Here is a 17,808-nt window from a genome sequence, read left to right on the forward strand (position 1 = left end):
CTTGCACGCAGAACACGACTCAGCGCGATGATTTCGCTGGCCGTGGTCGCAGCCCTGGGGAGCACCGTTCCCGGCGCTCACTCCGCCCCACCGGTCCCCGGCGGACTCGCCGCACAGCAGACTGACAGCACCACCACGGTGCTCTCCTGGCAGCGCGCCCGGAGCGCGAGCCACTACACCGTGCAGGTCGACAACGACAGCAGCTTCGGTTCTCCGGAGTTCACCACCACCACCGCGAACAACCGAGCTGTCCCGCACACGACGCTGCTCCCGGGCACCAACTACTGGCGGGTGCGCTCAGTGTCGACGAGCGGCGACCTCTCCGAGTGGAGCCCTCGCGAGCAGGTCGCCGTGCCCGACCCCCAGACCCCCACACTGGTGGCTCCGGCCCCCCGCGCCCAGCTCCAACAGCCCGAGGACGTACCGCTCCTGCAGTGGAGCGAGGTCCCCGGCGCGAAGTCGTACAAGGTCGAGATCGACGACGCCAGCGACTTCATCGGCGCCCAGAGCCTCACCACGGGCATCACGTCCACGATGCCGACCGAACCGCTGGCTCCGGGCACCTGGCACTGGCGGGTCACCGCCACCACCACCGGAGGCATCCTCTCGCGTCCCTCCGAGACGCGGACCTTCACGGTGCTCCAGCTCGCGGCGCCTGCCTTGGTCTCGCCGGTCAACAGCCCGGACGAATCCGTCCAGGACGTCGTCCTCGACTGGAGCCCGGTCTCCGGAGCCAAGTACTACGAGCTCGAGGTCGCCACCAACCGCACCTTCGAGCGCACCGACATCATCGACAGCCGGACCAAGATCACCGGTACGCGCTACTCGCCACCCACCGGTTACGACAACGACCAGTACTACTGGCGCGTCCGCTCCGTCGACGCGGCCGGCGCGCCCTCGCAGTGGTCGGAGTCCCGCTACAACTTCAAGCGGGAGTGGCCCGACCGGCCGCAGCCGGTCTTCCCCAAGCAGTCCGGGACGAACCCCAACCCGAACCTCAACCCGCTCTTCACTATCACGGATCTCTCGCCCTACCTGCAGTGGACGCCGGTGCGTCACGCCAGCCACTACCAACTCCAGCTCGACACCACTCCTGGCTTCGCATCACCCAAGGTGACGACCTGCAACGTGGCCGGGACCACCTACACACCGAAGAACGCGGTCTTCGCTGCTAAGCCGCCGCTCAAGGAGTCGACGGACGAGAAGTGCCGCATCCAGGAGGGGATCGTCTACTACTGGAGGGTGCGTCCCATGGACAAGCCGTTCAGCAAGGACGGGATCCAGGGCATCTACTCCCCCACCCAGCGGTTCGTGTGGGACCCGGAAATGTTCGAGTCCGTCAGCCCCGAGAACGGTGAGACAGACGTCAAGACCCCCACCTTCTCCTGGAAGGCAGCCCTCCCGACCGATCAATACAAGATCGAGGTGCGGGACAAGAACGGCAATCGCGTCGCCTCTGGTACCACCTATGCCACCAGTTGGACTCCGGTCGGGGTCAAGCTCGACCCCGCCGACGGCCCCTTCGAGTGGGACCTGACAGCCGTTGCTGCAAGCGGAGAGGAGTCCGGCCGTGAGACCCGGGGCTTCCGCCTCGCACCGGAGGCTGACCCCGTCACCACATCGCAGCCGCCGCTGACGGCTCTGACCGGCATCGCCTCGGACGCCCCTTCCATGCGGGCTCCCCAGCTCTCCTGGGTCCCGGACCCGGACGCCGACCACTACCGGGTGTGGATGGGTGACGAGGGCACCAACTTCTACTGGACCCCCGAGCGCCATGAGTCGTTCGGCAAGGACCTCCACTACCCCACGGTCACGGACACCGGGACGCGCGTCATGGTGCCCGGCACGTATTACTGGCGGGTCGAGTCGTATGACGCCGACAACCGGCGCATCCGTCGCTCGAGCGCCAACACGGTGCGCATCGCGGACTTCGAGGAGGTCACCGGGCAGCGGATCGCCATCGACGGCAAGACCTTGGAGGGCGGCGGTGGCTGCGCCGCCACTCTTGCCGGCGCCGGATGCCCCCAGGTGCCGACCACGCCGGTCTTCTCCTGGGATCCGAGCAGTGACTACTCGTTCTACGGGGTCTACGTCTCCCAGGACGCCAACTTCACCAACCTGACCGAGCCCAAGCGCATCCCGGCCAGTTACAGCACCAAGTACGCATACACGTTTGCCAACACCAACCCGACGCTGGCCGACAACACCTCCGGGGTCCCCTACTACTGGCACATCCGTCCTTGCAAGACCGCAGGCGTCTGCGCTCCGGATCCAGTGTCCAATTCCACGAGTCTGGCCAAGAACGCCTTCCGCAAGATCTCCCCCACCGTGCAGCTGACCTCACCCGGCAACGTGACGGTGGGATCCACCGAGGTCACCTTCTCGTGGCGCGACTACTTCGACAGCAACCGGGCAACCTCGTTCGCGGCCGGGACGAAGCAGGAGAAGGGCAACCAGAGCGCCATGCAGTACCGGATCCGCGTGGCCACTGACCCGACCTTCACCAACCTGGTCGACAACAGGCTCGTGGACCAACCGACCTATACCGCCTTCAGCACCCTCTACCCCGAGGGCAAGCTCTACTGGCGGGTGGCTGCCGTGGACGTCTCGGGCAACGAACTGAGTTCGTCGGTGGGATCGTTCACGAAGAGCTCCGCAGTCCCGACGCCGACCACGCCGGCGCGCAGCTCGACTGTGAGTCCCACGACACCGTTCCGGTGGTCCACCGCCGGATTCGCGGGACGCTACGAGATCGAGGTCGCCCGAGACGCCCAGTTCTCACCGACCAAGCGACTCTTCAGCACCAAGGTGTGGACGACCGCCTACGCGTGGACGTCATCACTCCCGGTCGGCAACGACTACCACTGGAGGGTCCGCCAGATTGACTCTGCCGGCAACAACGGCGCCTGGTCCCCGGCCGTCAGGTTCAACGTGGCTGCCGAAGCCGTCCAGCTGACCTCGCCCACGGCGGGCAGCATCCAGGACGCGAACGGCACCATGCTCACGTGGCGGGCCGTACCGGGTGCGGCCACCTACAAGGTGGAGGTGAGCACGGCTGCCGGCAAGCGGGTCGAGAGTTTCTCCACCGGAGCCACCGCCTTCGCCCCCTACAAGGCAATGGGCAGCGGACTGCACACCTGGAGCGTCACTGCACTCGATGGCACCGGCAAGACTCTGAGCACTGCCACGAGCAGCTTCAAGGTCGTGGTCGACCTGACTGCGTTGGCTCCACCGAAGGTCACCGGCAAGGCACGCGTCGGGAGCAAAGTCACGGCGATTGCGCCTGAGTGGCCGGCGAAGTTGAAGACCACGTACCAGTGGCTGCGCAACGGCAAGGCGATCAAGGGGGCCACCGCCGCCTCGTACACCGTGCAGTTGGCCGACGCCACCACGTGGCTCCAGGTCCGGGCGACCGGCACCGCCACCGACGGTGGCTCCAGCACCAGCACATCCGCCCGGGTGAAGGTGCCCAAGGCCAGCTCCACCATCGCTGCGAAGCTTTCCAAGAAGAGCGTCAAGCGGGGTCAGAAGGTCACCGTGACCGCCACCTTGAAGGTCGCAACCACCAAGAGCCCCACCGGCACCGTCCAGGTGAAGCGCGGCAAGAAGACCATCAAGTCGGTCAAGGTGAAGACGAGGCACAAGGGCCGCATCACCATCAAGCTGCCCAAGAGCCTGAAGAAGGGCAAGCACGTGCTCCGTCTGTACTTCAAGGGCACCTCGAAGATCAACAAGTCCAAGTCGAAGAAGGTCGTGCTGCGCGTCAAGTGACCTGGTGCTGACACAGAACCGGCCTCGCTCCTACGGGAGCGAGGCCGGTTCGTGCATTGCAGTTTCGCGACTCAAGCAGCCGCAGCAGTCCCCTACTGCGCGGTCGCTGCCACCCAACGCTCCAACAGTTGCGCGGCGGATCCGTCGTCGATGACCCTGCGCGCCTCGGCGATCCCGTGGCGCAGCCGCTCCTCGAGACCCTCACCCACGGGTGAGTGCACAGCGAGCGCAGCGCCGGCATTGAGCAGCACGGCGTCGCGCACCGCCCCCCGGTCGCCAGCCAGCAAGCGGCGTACGGCCTCGGCATTGACCGCGGGCGACCCGCCGCGCAGCTCATCTGCCGGGCTGTACTCGATCCCGTAGTCGCGCGGGTCGATGCGGTGCTCCACCACGCGGTCGCCCTCGACCACCCAGACCCGGGAGGTGGTGGTGATCGTCAGTTCGTCGAGGCCGTCGTCGCCGCGGAAGACCCACGCGTCGAGTCCGCGTCGGGCGAACACCTCGGCCATGATCGGCGCCATCCGCTCATCGGCACAGCCAATGGCCTGCGCGGCGGGCCGGGCCGGGTTGGAGAGCGGTCCCAGGAAGTTGAAGGTGGTGCCGATGCCCAATTCGCGACGCGGCACCGCCGCGTGGCGCATGGCCGGATGGAAGGCCACCGCGAAGCAGAAGGTGATCCCGACCTCGTCCGCGATCTCCGCCACCCGTTGGATCGGGAGGTCGAGCCGTACGCCGAGCGCCTCGAGGACGTCCGCCGAGCCACACTCCGACGAAGCCGAGCGGCTGCCGTGCTTGACCACCTTGGCGCCAGCCGCGGCCGCCACGATGGCCGACATGGTGGAGATGTTGACCGACATCGATCGGTCTCCCCCGGTGCCGACGATGTCGAGCAGGCGACCGGGAACGGCGATGGCGTTGCCGGCCGTGAGCATCGAGTCGGAGAGACCCAGCACCTCGTCGACGGTCTCGCCCTTGGCCCGCAGGGCCACCGCGAAACCCGCGATCTGCACCGGGGTCGCTGCTCCGTCAAGGATCTCCTTCATCGCCCACACGGTCTCGGCCGTCGAGAGATCCTGACCGGAGACGAGGGCGGAGAGCAGTTCAGGCCATGAGTTGCCCATCACGGATCAGGCAGTGACCGCGACGTTGCCCCGGAGCAACCCCACGGCAACCTCGGCCAGGTGGATCGGGTCGAGCGGGTGTGGCACCGCCGCCTCGGCCCTCGACCAGGTGGCGAGCCAGGCGTCCTGGGGGCGACCGGTGAGCACGAGGATCGGCGGGCAGGCGTGGATCTCGTCCTTCAACTGCTTGGCGATCCCCATGCCACCAGCGGGCACGGCCTCTCCGTCGAGGATGGCCAGAGCGATCCCCCCAGCGTCCATGTTCTGGATGACGACGGGCTCGGTCGCGACCTCGACGTACTCCAACTCGGGCAGGTCCGGGTGCGGCCGGCGGCCGAGGGCGAGGATGACCTGCTGCCGGGTGTCGATGTCGTCCGAGTAGACAAGGACCCTCAGCGAGGCGGGCGTCGAGGCTGTCGTGTCAGTCACGTCGCCGACTGTACCGCTCCCGGCCACCGGGGAGCCCGCGAGTGCGCCCCTGAGCAGCGTCCGAGGGGCACGCGAAGCCGGGAAATCGGCCAGCACACGACTCGCCCGGCCCAAACTACGGGGGTGGAGGTGCCCTTCTTCCCGACTACCTACATAATGATCACCGTGGCGACTGCAACGACGGCTATTCCGGCATCCCGACTTCACGGGCAGCACGACCGACCCAGCATGGTCAGCGTGGGTACGATCGTTTGGCTCGCAAGCGAGTTGATGTTCTTCGCGGCTCTGTTCGCGTCGTACTTCACGATTCGCGCTGCGAGCCCCGAACTGTGGGCACAGGAGACGGCGCTGCTCAACGTGCCGTTCGCCCTCGGCAACACGACCATCCTCGTGTTGTCCTCTGTCGCCTGCCAGCTCGGCGTCTTCGCCGCCGAGCGGGGACAGGTCGGACGCACCGGGGCACTGTTCAACGTCAAGCTCTGGGGCCTGCGCGAGTGGTTCATCCTGACCTACGTCATGGGTGCCGTCTTCGTCGCAGGACAGGCGCTGGAGTACGTCGAACTGGTGCACCACGGAGTGACCATCCAGGACTCGGCCTACGGGTCGGCGTTCTACCTCGCCACCGGCTTCCACGGTATCCACGTGATCGGCGGCCTCGTTGCCTTCCTCTTCGTCCTGGGGCGCACCTACGTGGCGCGTCGCTTCACGCACGAGCAGGCAGTCAGCGCGATCGTCGTGTCCTACTACTGGCACTTCGTCGACGTGGTGTGGATCGCGCTCTTCGCGGCGATCTACCTCATCCAGTAAGTCCCGATCCGGATCTGAAGAGGATTTAGACAATTGCGTTTCCTGAACCGCACCGCCGGACGGCTTTCCCGGCATCGCCGGGGCCCGCTCGCGGGACTCTCCGTGCTCCTGATCGGTCTCTTGATGACCGGTGGGCTGTACACGGCCTTCTCCCCTGCCACCGCGCAGGAGACCAAGACCGACGCTGAACTCATCCAGCAGGGGCGTGAGCTCTTCCTCGTGGGTTGTTCGTCGTGCCACGGCAAGAACGGCGAGGGCGTCAGCACCCAGCGAGAGGGCCAGATCAAGGGCCCCAGCCTCGTGGGTGTGGGTGCCGCCGCGGTCGACTTCCAGGTCGACACCGGCCGGATGCCGATGGCCCGCCCCGAGCAGCAGGCGCCGCGCAAGGAAGTCCTCTACAACGACGAGGAGATTGCCGCCATGGCAGCCTTCGTGGCGAGCCTGGGCCCCGGCCCGGCGATCCCGTCCCCGGAGGACTACAGCATCGACGACCTCAGTGAAGAAGAGCGCGTCGCCGCAGTGGCCCGCGGAAGCCAGATCTTCCTCACCAACTGCACCGCCTGCCACAACTTCAACGGCCAGGGTGGCGCCATGCCCGAAGGTGGCTACGCCCCGTCGCTCAAGGGCGTCGAGTCGAAGCACATCTACCAGGCCATGCTGACCGGCCCCCAGTCGATGGACAACTTCTCCAACGGCAACCTGTCGCCCGAGCAGAAGCGGGACGTCATCGCCTACCTCCGCGCCATCGAGGACCAGCCCGAGTACGGCGGCTTCACGCTGGGCGGGCTCGGCCCGGTCTCCGAAGGCCTGTTCGGCTGGCTCATCGGTATCGGCGGCCTGGTCGGTTTCGCAGTGTGGATCGCGGCGCACACGACGCGCTCTACGAAGGACAAGGTGGAAGCGTGAGCCCCAACGAGATCACCCCGCACGAGCAGGCCGAGGCGGAGCCCATCGCGGACCCGGGCCTGCCCGCCCACCAGTGGCGCCCCACCGACCTCGACGAGAAGGCCGCCAAGCGCGCTGAGCGTCAGGTCGCCGCCTTCTTCATCACCTCGATCGTCTTCGCGATCCTCTTCGTGGTCGCCTACTTCACCCTCGAGATCGGTGAGGACTGGGACGTCTTCATGGGCTTCGGAGCGTCCACGGCTGCCCTGGGCGTGACCCTGGGCATGGCGCTCCTCCTCATCGGTGTCGGCATCATCCAGTGGGCCCGCAAACTCATGGGCGACCACGAGATCTCGGAACAGCGCCACCCAGCCGTCTCCTCCCCCGAGGACCGCGAGGACGTCCTGGCGTCCTTGGAGCTGGGCATCGCCGAGTCCGGCATCTCGCGACGACCCCTCGTCCGCAACTCGCTCCTCGGCGCCGTCGCAGCCTTGGGCCTCCCGGCCGTCGTGCTCTTGCGCGACCTCGGCCCGCTGCCCAAGGACGTGGTCGACCCCGAGCGGGGCAAGGGCTTGGAACACACGCTGTGGAAGAAGGGCGAGCGCATCGTGCGCGACGTCATCGGCACCCCGATCCTGGCTTCCGAGCTGCAGGTCGGTGACCTGGTGAACTGCCAGCCCGAGATCCTGCTCGCCACCGACGAGCGGGGCAACCACATCCTGCACGGTGTCGACGTCCAGGTCGGCAAGTCGAAGGCGTCGCTCATCCTCCTGCGCATGGAGCCCGACGACATCACGCACGGCAGGGGCCGCGAGAACTGGACCGTCGACGGCATCGTCGCCTACTCCAAGATCTGCACCCACGTCGGTTGCCCAATCTCGTTGAACGAGCGCACCACCCACCACCTGCTCTGCCCGTGCCACCAGTCGACCTTCGACCTGGCCGACAGCGGACGCGTGGTCTTCGGCCCCGCAGCCCGCGCCCTCCCGCAGCTGCCGATCGCAGTTGACGGCGAGGGTTACCTCGTCGCGCAGAGCGACTTCACCGAACCCGTCGGTCCGAGCTACTGGGAGCGTGACTCGAAGTGAGTGTCGACACCACCAAGGTGGCGAAGAGCAACGCCACCGCTGCCGCCACTCCGGCGAAGCCCTCGAAGTTGGGGGGTGCTGCGAACTGGGCCGACGAACGCCTGGGCATCGGCAGCATGATGAAGAAGAACATCCGCAAGGTGTTCCCCGACCACTGGTCGTTCATGCTGGGCGAGATCGCTCTGTGGAGCTTCGTCACCCTGCTGCTCACCGGCGTCTTCCTGACCCTGTGGTTCGTCCCCAGCATGAACGAGGTCGCGTACCAGGGCTCGTACGAGCAGCTCCGGGGCGTCTACATGAGCGAGGCCATGGTCTCGACCATGGACATCTCGTTCGACATCCGTGGCGGTCTCCTGATGCGCCAGATGCACCACTGGGCCGCGATGATCTTCATCGCCTCCATGATGGTCCACCTGATGCGCGTCTACCTGACCGGCGCCTTCCGCAAGCCCCGCGAGATCAACTGGGTCATCGGCATGCTGCTGCTCCTCCTGGGCACGCTCGAGGGCTTCACCGGCTACTCGCTCCCCGACGACCTGCTCTCGGGCACGGGCGTACGAGCCGCCGACGGCTTCATGAAGGCGGCCCCGGTCGTCGGGACGTACATGTCGTTCTTCCTCTTCGGTGGCGAGTTCCCGGGTGAGTCGATCATCCCGCGTCTCTACATCATCCACGTGCTGTTGATCCCGGCCCTGCTGCTCGGCCTGATCGCGGCTCACATGCTGCTGCTCGTCTACCACAAGCACACGCAGTGGCCCGGCCCCGGACGCACGGAGCAGAACGTCGTCGGATTCCCGATGCTCCCGGTCTACGCAGCCAAGGCAGGCGGCTTCTTCTTCATCGTCTTCGGCGTCACCGCCCTGATGGGTGGCCTGATGACCATCAACCCGCTCTGGAAGTACGGCCCTTACGACCCCTCGAAGGTCACCGCTGGCTCGCAGCCTGACTGGTACATGGGCTGGCCGGACGGCGCGCTGCGCATCATCCCGGGTTGGGAGTCCGCGTTCTGGGGGGTCACCCTCTCCTGGAACATCCTGCTCCCGATCCTGATCCTGCCGATCCTGCTCTGGGTCATCGTCATGATGCTCCCGTTCATCGAGGCCTGGATCACCGGGGACAAGCGTGAGCACCACCTGCTCGAGCGCCCCCGCAACGCACCCACGCGTACGGCACTGCTGGTCGCGCTGATGACCTTCTACGGCCTGATGTGGGCCGCGGGTGGTAACGACCTGATCGCGATCAAGTTCGACATGAGCATCAACGCCATCACGTACTTCATGCGTGGAGCGGTGTTCGTCGGACCGGTCATCGCCTTCATCATCACCCGCCGTTGGTGCATCTCGCTCCAGCGTCACGACAACGAGCGCCTGCTGCACGGTTGGGAGACCGGTGTCGTGAGTCGCTCGGCAGACGGTGGCTTCTCGGAGCTCCACCTGCCGTACACGCAGGAGAAGCAGTACGCCCTCACCGCTCGCGATCGCGACGAGGAGAAGACGTACACCTCTGAAAGCGACGTCGACGAGAACGGCGTCCCGGCCCCCGACACCCGCAAGAACCGTCTGCGGGCCAAGCTGTCGAAGTTCTGGTACGGCCCCGCCGTCCAGAAGCCGACTGCGGCGGACTTCCACGAGGCACACCACCACGGCGACCACGCCGAGGTCGGCGCTGGGGAAGGCTCCAAGGAGCTCCACTGACCCGCACCCGGTGACAATCTGAAGTGGCAAGAGGCCCGTCTCCTGTGGGAGGCGGGCCTCTTGCGCGTCCCGGCACGCACACCGTCGACAGCCACGGAATGAACACCACAGTAGTTCGGTTCTCAACGGTGAGCGACAGTGAGGAGTCGGCATGAGCATCATCGGACACATCGGAGCGCAGTCCCCCTACGACGTGTGGCGTTGGGCCGAGGACCGTTTCGCGGACCGTGACTACAGGGGTGCCGCCAAGGCCTTGGAAGATCTCCTGGAGGTCGACGAGCTCACCCATGAGCACGCCCAGGTCCGCGAGTTGCTGGCCCGCAGCTACTACCACTCCGCCCAGCTTCACAATGCGGCACGGGTGACCCAGGAGGCGCTCCGTCTGGAGCCCACCAATGGCTACCTGGCGCTGTTGATGAGCCGCACGCTCGAACGCTCCGGTGACAAGGTGGGCGCCCAGCGGTACCGCCTTCGCGCCAGCGCGCTGGGCGTGGACGCCTGACACCTGAGGACCAGAGCCGCCCACACACGCACCCTGGCGGCGCACCTGCCGCCCACGAAAGGCATTCCATGACCGTCCAACTCGGACTCGACACCTTCGGCGACGTCACCGTCGATGCCGACGGCACACCTCTCCCCCACCACCAGGTGATCCGCGACGTCGTCGCGCAGGCCGTGCTGGCCGACCAGGTGGGCATCGACGCCTTCAACATCGGCGAGCACCACCGCGACGACTTCGCCGTGACGGCTCCTGAGGTCGTCCTCGCCGCGATCGCTCCGCAGACATCGCAGATTCTGCTGGGCAGCGCTGTCACGGTGCTCAGCTCGGACGACCCGATCCGCGTCTACGAGCGCTTCGCCACGCTCGACGCACTCTCCAACGGACGCGCTGAGGTCACGCTCGGTCGTGGTTCGTTCACCGAGTCGTTCCCCCTCTTCGGACTCGACCTGGCCGACTACGCCACCCTCTTCGAGGAGAAGTTGGAGCTCTTCTCCGCACTGCGCACGGAAGGTCCTGTCTCCTTTCGCGGGACCACCCGAGCACCTCTGGACCCCACCCACGTCTACCCCAAGACCGCAGCCGGCACCCTTCCCACCTGGATCGGCGTCGGAGGGTCGCCGGAGTCCGTCGTACGCGCAGCGAGGCATCGGATGCCCATGATGTTGGCGATCATCGGCGGTGCGCCGGAGCGGTTCGCGCCGTACGCCGACCTCTACCGGCGTGCGTGTGAGGAGTTCGGATCACCTGCCCTGCCGATCGGCGTCCACTCCCCCGGATACGTCGCCGCACGAGACGACGAGGCACGCGAGGCACTCTTCCCACACTTCAAGGCCAATCGTGACCGCATCGGTGCCGAACGCGGATGGGGTCCGGCCACCCGCGAGCAGTTCGAGTCCGAGGCTGACCACGGTGCTCTCTTCGTCGGCTCGCCCGACACGGTGGCCACCAAGATCGCGGCCGCTCTGAAGGCCCTGGGTGCCCAGCGCTTCGACCTCAAGTTCAGCAACGGCACCATGCCGCACGACCAACTCCTGGAGTGCATTCGCCTCTACGGCGAAGAGGTGGCTCCCAGGGTGCGGCGCCTCCTGCAGGACTGAGGACCCGTGCGGGTACGTCGGTGCACATGCAAAACGGGCGGGGAGAGCCTCAGCTCTCCCCGCCCGTTGCGTCGTTGACTGCAGACCTCAGTGGGCGAACTCACCGCGGTAGTACTCGAACACCCAACCGATCGCCGTGGCCATACCGATGCCGAAGGCAATGATGACGAGCCACCAGGCGCCCATGGCGATACCGAACATGCCCAGTGAGAGCGGCATGGCGCACCACAGGGGCCACCAGGAGTAGGGCGGGTAGAAACCGTACTCGCCGGCACCCTCAGCGATTTCGGCGTCCTTGCGGTCTTCCAGACGGGGATCCATGCGCGAGGCGTGGAAACCCAGGTAGGCCGCGACCATCAGTGCCAGGAAGAACACCATGGTGAGGGCAGAGGTGCCGGTCCAGTCGTGGGTGATGACCCAGTACGCAGGGGCCACCAGTCCGAAGAAGACTGCACAGATTCCGAAGATCCAGGCTTCGACCTTCATCGAGCGCCACCGCCCTTCTTGTTCGTTGCGGTGACCGGCTGAGCCGCCACCTCGTCATCGTCGTGAGCAGCGAGCTCCGGGTGGTGGAGGTCGAAGGCCGGCGACTCCGAGCGGATTCGCGGGAGCACGTGGAAGTTCTGGCGCGGGGGCGGCGAGGACGTGGCCCACTCCAGCGAGCGGCCCCAGCCCCACGGGTCGTCGGTGTTGACCAACGGTGCGTTGCGGGACTGGTAGACGTTCCACAGGAACGGCAGCGTGGAGATCGCCGTCAGGAAGGCTCCCACCGTCGAGATCTGGTTGAGCACGGTGAAGCCGTCCTCCGCCAGGTAGTCCGCGTAACGACGCGGCATGCCCTCGACACCCAGCCAGTGCTGGACCAGGAAGGTGGTGTGGAAACCGATGAACAGGAGCCAGAACTGAATCTTGCCGAGCCGCTCGTCGAGCATGCGCCCGGTGAACTTGGGCCACCAGAAGTAGAACCCGGCGAACATGGCGAAGACGACCGTGCCGAACACCACGTAGTGGAAGTGCGCCACCACGAAGTAGGAGTCGGACACGTGGAAGTCCAGCGGCGGGCTCGCCAGGATGACGCCGGTGAGTCCACCGAAGAGGAAGGTCGTCAAGAAGCCCATGGTCCAGAGCATGGGAGTGTCCATGGAGATGGACCCTCCCCACATCGTGCCTATCCAGTTGAAGAACTTCACGCCGGTCGGCACCGCGATCAGGAAGGTCATGCCCGAGAAGAACGGCAGGTCGACGGCGCCTGTCACGAACATGTGGTGGGCCCACACGGCGACCGAGAGGATCGCGATGGCCAGGGTCGCACCAACCAGACCCACGTAACCGAAGATCGGCTTGCGCGAGAAGACCGGCAGGATCTCGGAGACGATGCCGAAGAACGGCAGCGCGATGATGTACACCTCTGGGTGTCCGAAGAACCAGAACAGGTGCTGCCACAGAATCGGTCCACCGTGGGACGGGTCGAAGATGTGGGCACCGAGAAGTCGGTCAGCCTCGAGGGAGAGCAGTGCGCCACCGAGGATCGGGAAGGCCATCAGCACCAGCAACGAGGTGATGAGGGTGTTCCAGCTGAAGATCGACATCCGGAACATAGTCATGCCGGGGGCACGCATGCAGATGATGGTGGTGATGAAGTTGACCGCACCCAGGATCGTGCCCAGACCGGCCATGTAGAGACCCATGATCCAGAGGTCTCCACCCACGCCGGGCGAACGCACTGCGTCGGAGAGCGGGGTGTAGGCGAACCATCCGAAGTCGGCTGCGCCCGAGGGGGTCAGGAATCCGGAGGCCGCGATCAGTCCACCGAAGAGGAAGAGCCAGTAGCTGAACATGTTCAGCCTCGGGAACGCCACGTCAGGGGCACCGATCTGGATCGGCATGATCACGTTGGCGAAGCCGAAGAAGAGCGGGGTCGCGAAGAGCAGCAGCATGATCGTGCCGTGCATCGTGAAGAGCTGGTTGTACAGCTCGTCATTGACGACCTGCTGACCGGGGAAAGCGAGCTCCGTGCGGATCAACATGGCCATCAGTCCACCCAGGATGAACCAGACGAACGAGGTGACCAGGTACATCTTGCCGATGAGCTTGTGGTCGGTGGTGGTGAGCAGGTTGACGACCTGCTGACCCAGCGGCTTCGTGCCGCCAGCCTCAGCGTGAGCCTGAGTCGTCACGAGTGTTCTCCTTCTGCGTCAGTGTTGAGGCCGGGCTGCGTGTTCACGGCCGAACCACCGAGGAGCGGAGCAGGGGCGACGTTGCCCTTCTCCTGCAGCTCAGCAAGGTACGCCTGGTAGTCGGCAGCGGAGACGACCTTCACGTCGAAGATCATGCGCGAGTGGTAGGCGCCGCAGAACTCGAAGCACTTGCCCCGGAAGTCGCCGATCCGCGTGGGCGTCACCTGCAGCACGTTGACGCGCCCGGGGATGATGTCCAGCTTGGTCAGGAAGACGTCGATGGAGAACGAGTGGATGACGTCCGGTGAGTGCAACTGGAACGCCACGGTCTGGTCGACCGGCAGCACCAGGGTCGGACGGTCGTTGGTCGTACCCACGGTGTACGGGGTCTGACCCCCCTCACCCTGCTCGGTGTAGTTGAAGGTCCACGACCACTGCTGACCGACGACGTCGATCGTCACATCGGGGTCGTCCTTGATCTCGGTCATCACGTTCTGCGTCTGGACCGTGTGGAAGAAGAACACGATCACCATCAGGATCGGCGCGACGGTGTAGAAGATCTCGAGCGGCAGGTTGTAGCGCGTCTGCACCGGAACCAGGTTCGTGCTGCGACGGCGGTAACGCCAGGCAGCGAAGAACAGGAGGCCCCAGACGATGACGCCGGTCACCATGGCCGCGACCCATGCCCACTTCCACAGGTCGTAGGTGGCGGGAGCCTGTTCCGACGCCGGGATGGGCATCGCCAGACGTCCGAGCTGGTCTTTGTCCTCGGCTGAGCAGGCACCGAGTGCAAGCAGGCCAAGACCCAGCACAGCGGCTCTGGCACCCGTCTTGACGGATGCCGCTGCGCGCGAGGGAAGTTGCAGACTCACGTACGAGCCTCTCTCTCTAGGGCAGTCACGTATAGACCTGAACACTATCGGAATCCGTTCGGCGAGTGGAGGCAGGGTCACTTCCGTCGAGCTGGGCGCGTCGCCGTGACCCCTGATGCCTCGGACGCTACGCCAGCCACCCCCGCCCCTGGCCCACCAGGGAGCCTCAACGACTAGGTTCTAGGGGTGAGTGAGCATCCCCCGGTCCGACGCGTGAGCCTGGACTCATCCTCCTCGGAGCCGTTGCACCCCGCTGCGAAGGAGGTCCTGCTGAGCGCGCTGGACCAAGGGTTCGCGGACCCTCGCAGACTGCACCACGACGGCCGACGGGCGCGGATGTTGCTCGACAATGCCCGCGAGGTCGTGGCCGAGTGCCTCAGCCTTCGCCCGGACGAGGTCTCGTTCACGAGTTCCGGCACCGAAGCCGTCCAGCGCGGGCTCCTGGGGCTGCACCGGGGCGCCCGGGGGAGGGGCGACCTGATCGTCCACTCCGCCGTCGAACACTCCTCGGTCCTGCACGCGGCACGGTGGGCGGACGCGCCGACCTCGGAGGTCCCCGTCACTGCGCAGGGCCTGGTCAGCGCCACGGCGCTGGCCCGCCACCTCGCCACGGTGGACGTCCCGGTGGCGGTGGCTGCGGTGCAGAGCGCCAACCACGAGGTCGGCACCGTGCACGAGATCGAAGGGGTCTCCGAGGTCCTGGGGCAGGTGCCGCTCTTCATGGACGCGTGCGCGAGCGTCGGGCGCCTGGACCTCCCGAACGGCTGGGCCACAGCCGCAGCCTCAGCCCACAAGTGGGGCGGCCCTGCCGGGATCGGACTGCTCCTCGTCCGCAAGGGGTCACGTTGGCGCAACCCCTTCCCGGGCGACGACCGTGGCGACGAACGGATCAGCGGCTTCGAGAACGTACCCGGCGCCCTCGCTGCGGCGGCGTCACTACGGGCCGTACTGGCCGAGCGGGACGAGGTCAACGCACGCCAGCACCGCCTCATTGATCGCATCCGCTCACGCGTCGCGGCGCTGCCCGACGTCGAGGTCGTGGGTGCCGAGCAGGACCGACTCCCCCACCTGGTGACGTTCTCGTTCCTCTACCTCGACGGGGAGTCGCTGGTCACCGAGCTGGATCGACTGGGCTTCGGAGTCGCCAGTGGCTCTGCCTGCACGAGCTCGAGCCTCACCCCGTCGCACGTGCTCGCCGCCATGGGGGCCCTGACCCACGGCAACGTACGACTGTCGCTCCATGCCGAGACCGGCGAGGACGAGGTCGAGCGCTTCCTCGAGGCACTTCCCTCGGTGGTCACCGCGCTGCGGGCACGGGTCGGCCTGTGAGCACGCGTCCGGAGCCTGTCCACCTCGAGCTGGACTGCCGTCAGATGCTGTGCCCTTTGCCGGTCATCGAGCTCGCCAAGGCCTTCCCGGGAGTCCCTGTCGGCGCCGTGGTGGCGGTGGTGACCCGCGACGTCGCGGCTCGCACCGACATTCCGGCCTGGTGCCGCATGCGCGGTCAGGAGTACGTCGGTGAGGACCTCGCCGACGACGGCGCGCCACGCCACCTCGTACGTCGTTCCTCCTGACGCCCGGAGGAGTTGCAGTGCGAGTCAGCCCAGGGCGGTCAGGTGCGGCGCGAGCTCGGCGGTCGCCTCGTCGCCGTACGCCTGCGCGCACCGCTTGAGGAACGACTCGCGGCTCAGCGTGTACTCCTGGGTGCCGACTCGCTCGACCACGTGCGCGGCCAGCAAGCAGCCCAGTTCAGCGGCACGCTGCTGTCCCAGACCCCAGGCCAGAGCCGCCAGGAAGCCTGCACGGAAGGCGTCGCCGACGCCCGTCGGCTCCACGGCCGTGACTTCACTGAGGGCCGGAACGCTGAGCGTCTCCCCGTCGCGGCTCTGGATGCGGACACCGGCTGCGCCCAGGGTCACCACCCAGGTGCCGACGCGATCGAGGATCTCGGCCTCGCTCCACCCGGTCTTCTGGGTGATCAACGAGGCCTCGTACTCGTTGGAGAAGAGGATGTCTGCGCCCTCCACCAACTGGCGGATGAGGTCACCGTCGCCGAAGGCCAGCTGCTGGGACGGATCTGCGACGAAGCGGTAGCCCAGCTGGCGGCACTCCTCGGTGTGACGAACCATCGCGTCCGGGTCGTCCGGACCGATGAGCACGTAGTCGGGGGCCCCGACCCGGTCGACGATCGGCTTCAGCTCGATCTCACGGGCCTCGCTCATCGCGCCCGGGTAGAACGACGCGATCTGAGCCATCGTGGAGTCGTTGGTGCAGACGAAACGCGCGGTGTGCCGGGTCTCGGAGACGTGCACGGAGTCGCAGTCCACGTTGTGGCGCTCGAGCCAGGCGCGGTAGTCGGCGAAGTCCTGCCCCACCGCCCCGACCAGGACCGGTCGCAGTCCCAGACTGCCGAGACCGAAGGAGATGTTGGCAGCGCATCCCCCGCGGCGGATCTCGAGGTCATCGACGAGGAAGGAGACCGACAACTTGTCCAACTGGTCCACGACCAGTGAGTCGGAGAAACGTCCCCCGAAGGACATCAGATGGTCGGTGGCGACGGAGCCAGCAATCAGCAGTGACATGTTCCGGAACACTACCGTTCAGTACCGGTTTCACTACCAATCGGTAACGCCTAGCGTCCCAGACATGACCTTCATTCCGAGCTCACACCTGACCCATGCAGAATTGTCGCCGACCCCTGAACTGGTCGCGGATGCACGCCAGGTTGTGTCCTCCCTCCGCTTGGAACGAGTGGTCACGGCGGCTGTCGAGCCGGCGCCGAGCATCCACTTCGAGGACTACCCCCGCGAAATGGTCAAGCAGGAGATCCAGGTCAGTGCGGCAGCTGCCCGGATCGCCAATGCTCTGCACCTGCATCTCGACTGAGCCCCACCGTCCACAACTGTGGACGTACAGAAGCCCCCACTCGCTCGGAGTGGGGGCTTCTTCTTGTACTGCGGGTGGTGACCTACGGACTCAGTTGAACGAGTCGCCGCAGGCGCACGAGCCGGTGGCGTTCGGGTTGTCGATCGTGAAGCCCTGCTTCTCGATGGTGTCGACGAAGTCGATCATCGCGCCGTTCAGGTAGGGGACACTCATCCGGTCGACGACGACGGAGACACCGTCGAAGTCGGTGACAGCGTCGCCGTCCAGGGTCCGCTCGTCGAAGAAGAGCTGGTACCGCAGTCCTGAGCAACCGCCGGGCTGGACGGAGATGCGCAGCGCGAGGTCGTCGCGGCCTTCCTGCTCGAGAAGGGTTCGCACCTTGGTGGAAGCCACCGCACTGAGGTTGATCTGGTCGGTGCGGCGCTCTTCGGTGGTCTCGACCTGCTCGGTCATGCTGACTCCCAGGGGGTGGGTCGGGT

The 17,808-nt window shown here is 66.4% G+C and carries 17 protein-coding genes; 10 read left to right on the forward strand and 7 right to left on the reverse strand.

Features of this window, described 5'->3' with window-relative positions:
- Nucleotides 1–27: 27 nt before the first annotated feature.
- A complete protein-coding gene (locus tag DNK52_RS01140) occupies nt 28–3,771 on the forward strand; it encodes a fibronectin type III domain-containing protein (RefSeq protein ID WP_162598547.1) in 3,744 nt (1,247 codons plus the stop codon).
- 92 nt (nt 3,772–3,863) lie between these two features.
- Here DNK52_RS01140 and trpD read toward each other — a convergent pair whose 3' ends face one another.
- Nucleotides 3,864–4,892, reverse strand: coding sequence for an anthranilate phosphoribosyltransferase (gene trpD / locus DNK52_RS01145; RefSeq protein ID WP_110238727.1), 1,029 nt, complete (start codon nt 4,890–4,892; stop codon nt 3,864–3,866).
- 6 nt (nt 4,893–4,898) lie between these two features.
- Entirely contained in the window at nt 4,899–5,321 is a 423-nt protein-coding gene (locus tag DNK52_RS01150; RefSeq protein ID WP_110238728.1) for an Rv3143 family two-component system response regulator, read from the reverse strand.
- Between the two features lie 156 nt (nt 5,322–5,477).
- On the opposite strand from DNK52_RS01150, the gene ctaE reads away from it, so the two are divergent.
- The 6 genes from ctaE to DNK52_RS01180 all read left to right on the forward strand — a co-directional run bounded on the left by ctaE (nt 5,478) and on the right by DNK52_RS01180 (nt 11,394).
- On the forward strand, nt 5,478–6,128 hold the full coding sequence (gene ctaE, locus DNK52_RS01155) for an aa3-type cytochrome oxidase subunit III (RefSeq protein ID WP_110238729.1): 651 nt from the start codon (nt 5,478–5,480) through the stop codon (nt 6,126–6,128).
- Nucleotides 6,129–6,161: 33 nt separating this feature from the next.
- Nucleotides 6,162–7,034, forward strand: coding sequence for a cytochrome bc1 complex diheme cytochrome c subunit (gene qcrC, locus DNK52_RS01160; protein WP_110238730.1), 873 nt, complete (start codon nt 6,162–6,164; stop codon nt 7,032–7,034).
- Nucleotides 7,031–8,101, forward strand: a complete 1,071-nt coding sequence (gene qcrA, locus DNK52_RS01165; RefSeq protein ID WP_110238731.1) for a cytochrome bc1 complex Rieske iron-sulfur subunit — start codon at nt 7,031–7,033, stop codon at nt 8,099–8,101. Before qcrC ends, qcrA begins: the two co-directional genes overlap by 4 nt.
- Complete coding sequence (gene qcrB / locus DNK52_RS01170) at nt 8,098–9,795, forward strand: cytochrome bc1 complex cytochrome b subunit (RefSeq protein ID WP_420812328.1); 1,698 nt, start codon at nt 8,098–8,100, stop codon at nt 9,793–9,795. The genes qcrA and qcrB overlap by 4 nt, the downstream gene beginning before the upstream one ends.
- 151 nt (nt 9,796–9,946) lie before the next feature.
- Nucleotides 9,947–10,297: a tetratricopeptide repeat protein gene (locus DNK52_RS01175; RefSeq protein ID WP_110238732.1), complete on the forward strand. Its 351-nt coding sequence runs from the start codon at nt 9,947–9,949 to the stop codon at nt 10,295–10,297.
- A 68-nt stretch (nt 10,298–10,365) separates the two neighbouring features.
- Nucleotides 10,366–11,394, forward strand: a complete 1,029-nt coding sequence (locus tag DNK52_RS01180; RefSeq protein WP_110238733.1) for an LLM class flavin-dependent oxidoreductase — start codon at nt 10,366–10,368, stop codon at nt 11,392–11,394.
- Between the two features lie 87 nt (nt 11,395–11,481).
- On the opposite strand, the gene DNK52_RS01185 is transcribed toward DNK52_RS01180, so the two are convergent.
- Genes DNK52_RS01185 through ctaC form a run of 3 tightly spaced genes read right to left on the reverse strand, consistent with a single transcriptional unit; the run spans nt 11,482 to nt 14,443 of the window.
- A complete protein-coding gene (locus tag DNK52_RS01185) occupies nt 11,482–11,880 on the reverse strand; it encodes a cytochrome c oxidase subunit 4 (RefSeq protein WP_110238735.1) in 399 nt (132 codons plus the stop codon).
- On the reverse strand, nt 11,877–13,571 hold the full coding sequence (gene ctaD, locus DNK52_RS01190) for an aa3-type cytochrome oxidase subunit I (protein ID WP_110238737.1): 1,695 nt from the start codon (nt 13,569–13,571) through the stop codon (nt 11,877–11,879). Before ctaD ends, DNK52_RS01185 begins: the two co-directional genes overlap by 4 nt.
- On the reverse strand, nt 13,568–14,443 hold the full coding sequence (gene ctaC / locus DNK52_RS01195) for an aa3-type cytochrome oxidase subunit II (RefSeq protein WP_239455307.1): 876 nt from the start codon (nt 14,441–14,443) through the stop codon (nt 13,568–13,570). Before ctaC ends, ctaD begins: the two co-directional genes overlap by 4 nt.
- Before the next feature lie 186 nt (nt 14,444–14,629).
- Between ctaC and DNK52_RS01200 the strand changes: the two genes are divergently transcribed.
- Nucleotides 14,630–15,772, forward strand: coding sequence for a cysteine desulfurase family protein (locus tag DNK52_RS01200; RefSeq protein ID WP_239455308.1), 1,143 nt, complete (start codon nt 14,630–14,632; stop codon nt 15,770–15,772).
- Complete coding sequence (locus DNK52_RS01205) at nt 15,769–16,017, forward strand: sulfurtransferase TusA family protein (protein ID WP_239455309.1); 249 nt, start codon at nt 15,769–15,771, stop codon at nt 16,015–16,017. The genes DNK52_RS01200 and DNK52_RS01205 overlap by 4 nt, the downstream gene beginning before the upstream one ends.
- 24 nt (nt 16,018–16,041) lie before the next feature.
- Here the strand turns inward: DNK52_RS01205 and DNK52_RS01210 are convergent, their stop codons facing one another.
- Complete coding sequence (locus DNK52_RS01210; protein ID WP_110238741.1) at nt 16,042–17,025, reverse strand: carbohydrate kinase family protein; 984 nt, start codon at nt 17,023–17,025, stop codon at nt 16,042–16,044.
- 64 nt (nt 17,026–17,089) lie between these two features.
- On the opposite strand from DNK52_RS01210, the gene DNK52_RS01215 reads away from it, so the two are divergent.
- Complete coding sequence (locus tag DNK52_RS01215) at nt 17,090–17,329, forward strand: hypothetical protein (RefSeq protein WP_110238743.1); 240 nt, start codon at nt 17,090–17,092, stop codon at nt 17,327–17,329.
- 90 nt (nt 17,330–17,419) lie between these two features.
- Here DNK52_RS01215 and erpA read toward each other — a convergent pair whose 3' ends face one another.
- Nucleotides 17,420–17,782 carry an iron-sulfur cluster insertion protein ErpA gene (gene erpA, locus DNK52_RS01220; protein ID WP_110238745.1) on the reverse strand — a complete coding sequence of 121 codons (363 nt, stop codon included), beginning with the start codon at nt 17,780–17,782 and terminating at the stop codon, nt 17,420–17,422.
- Between the last annotated feature and the right edge of the window lie 26 nt (nt 17,783–17,808).

The organism is Nocardioides gilvus (assembly GCF_003194605.1).
Lineage (GTDB): Bacteria > Actinomycetota > Actinomycetes > Propionibacteriales > Nocardioidaceae > Nocardioides > Nocardioides gilvus.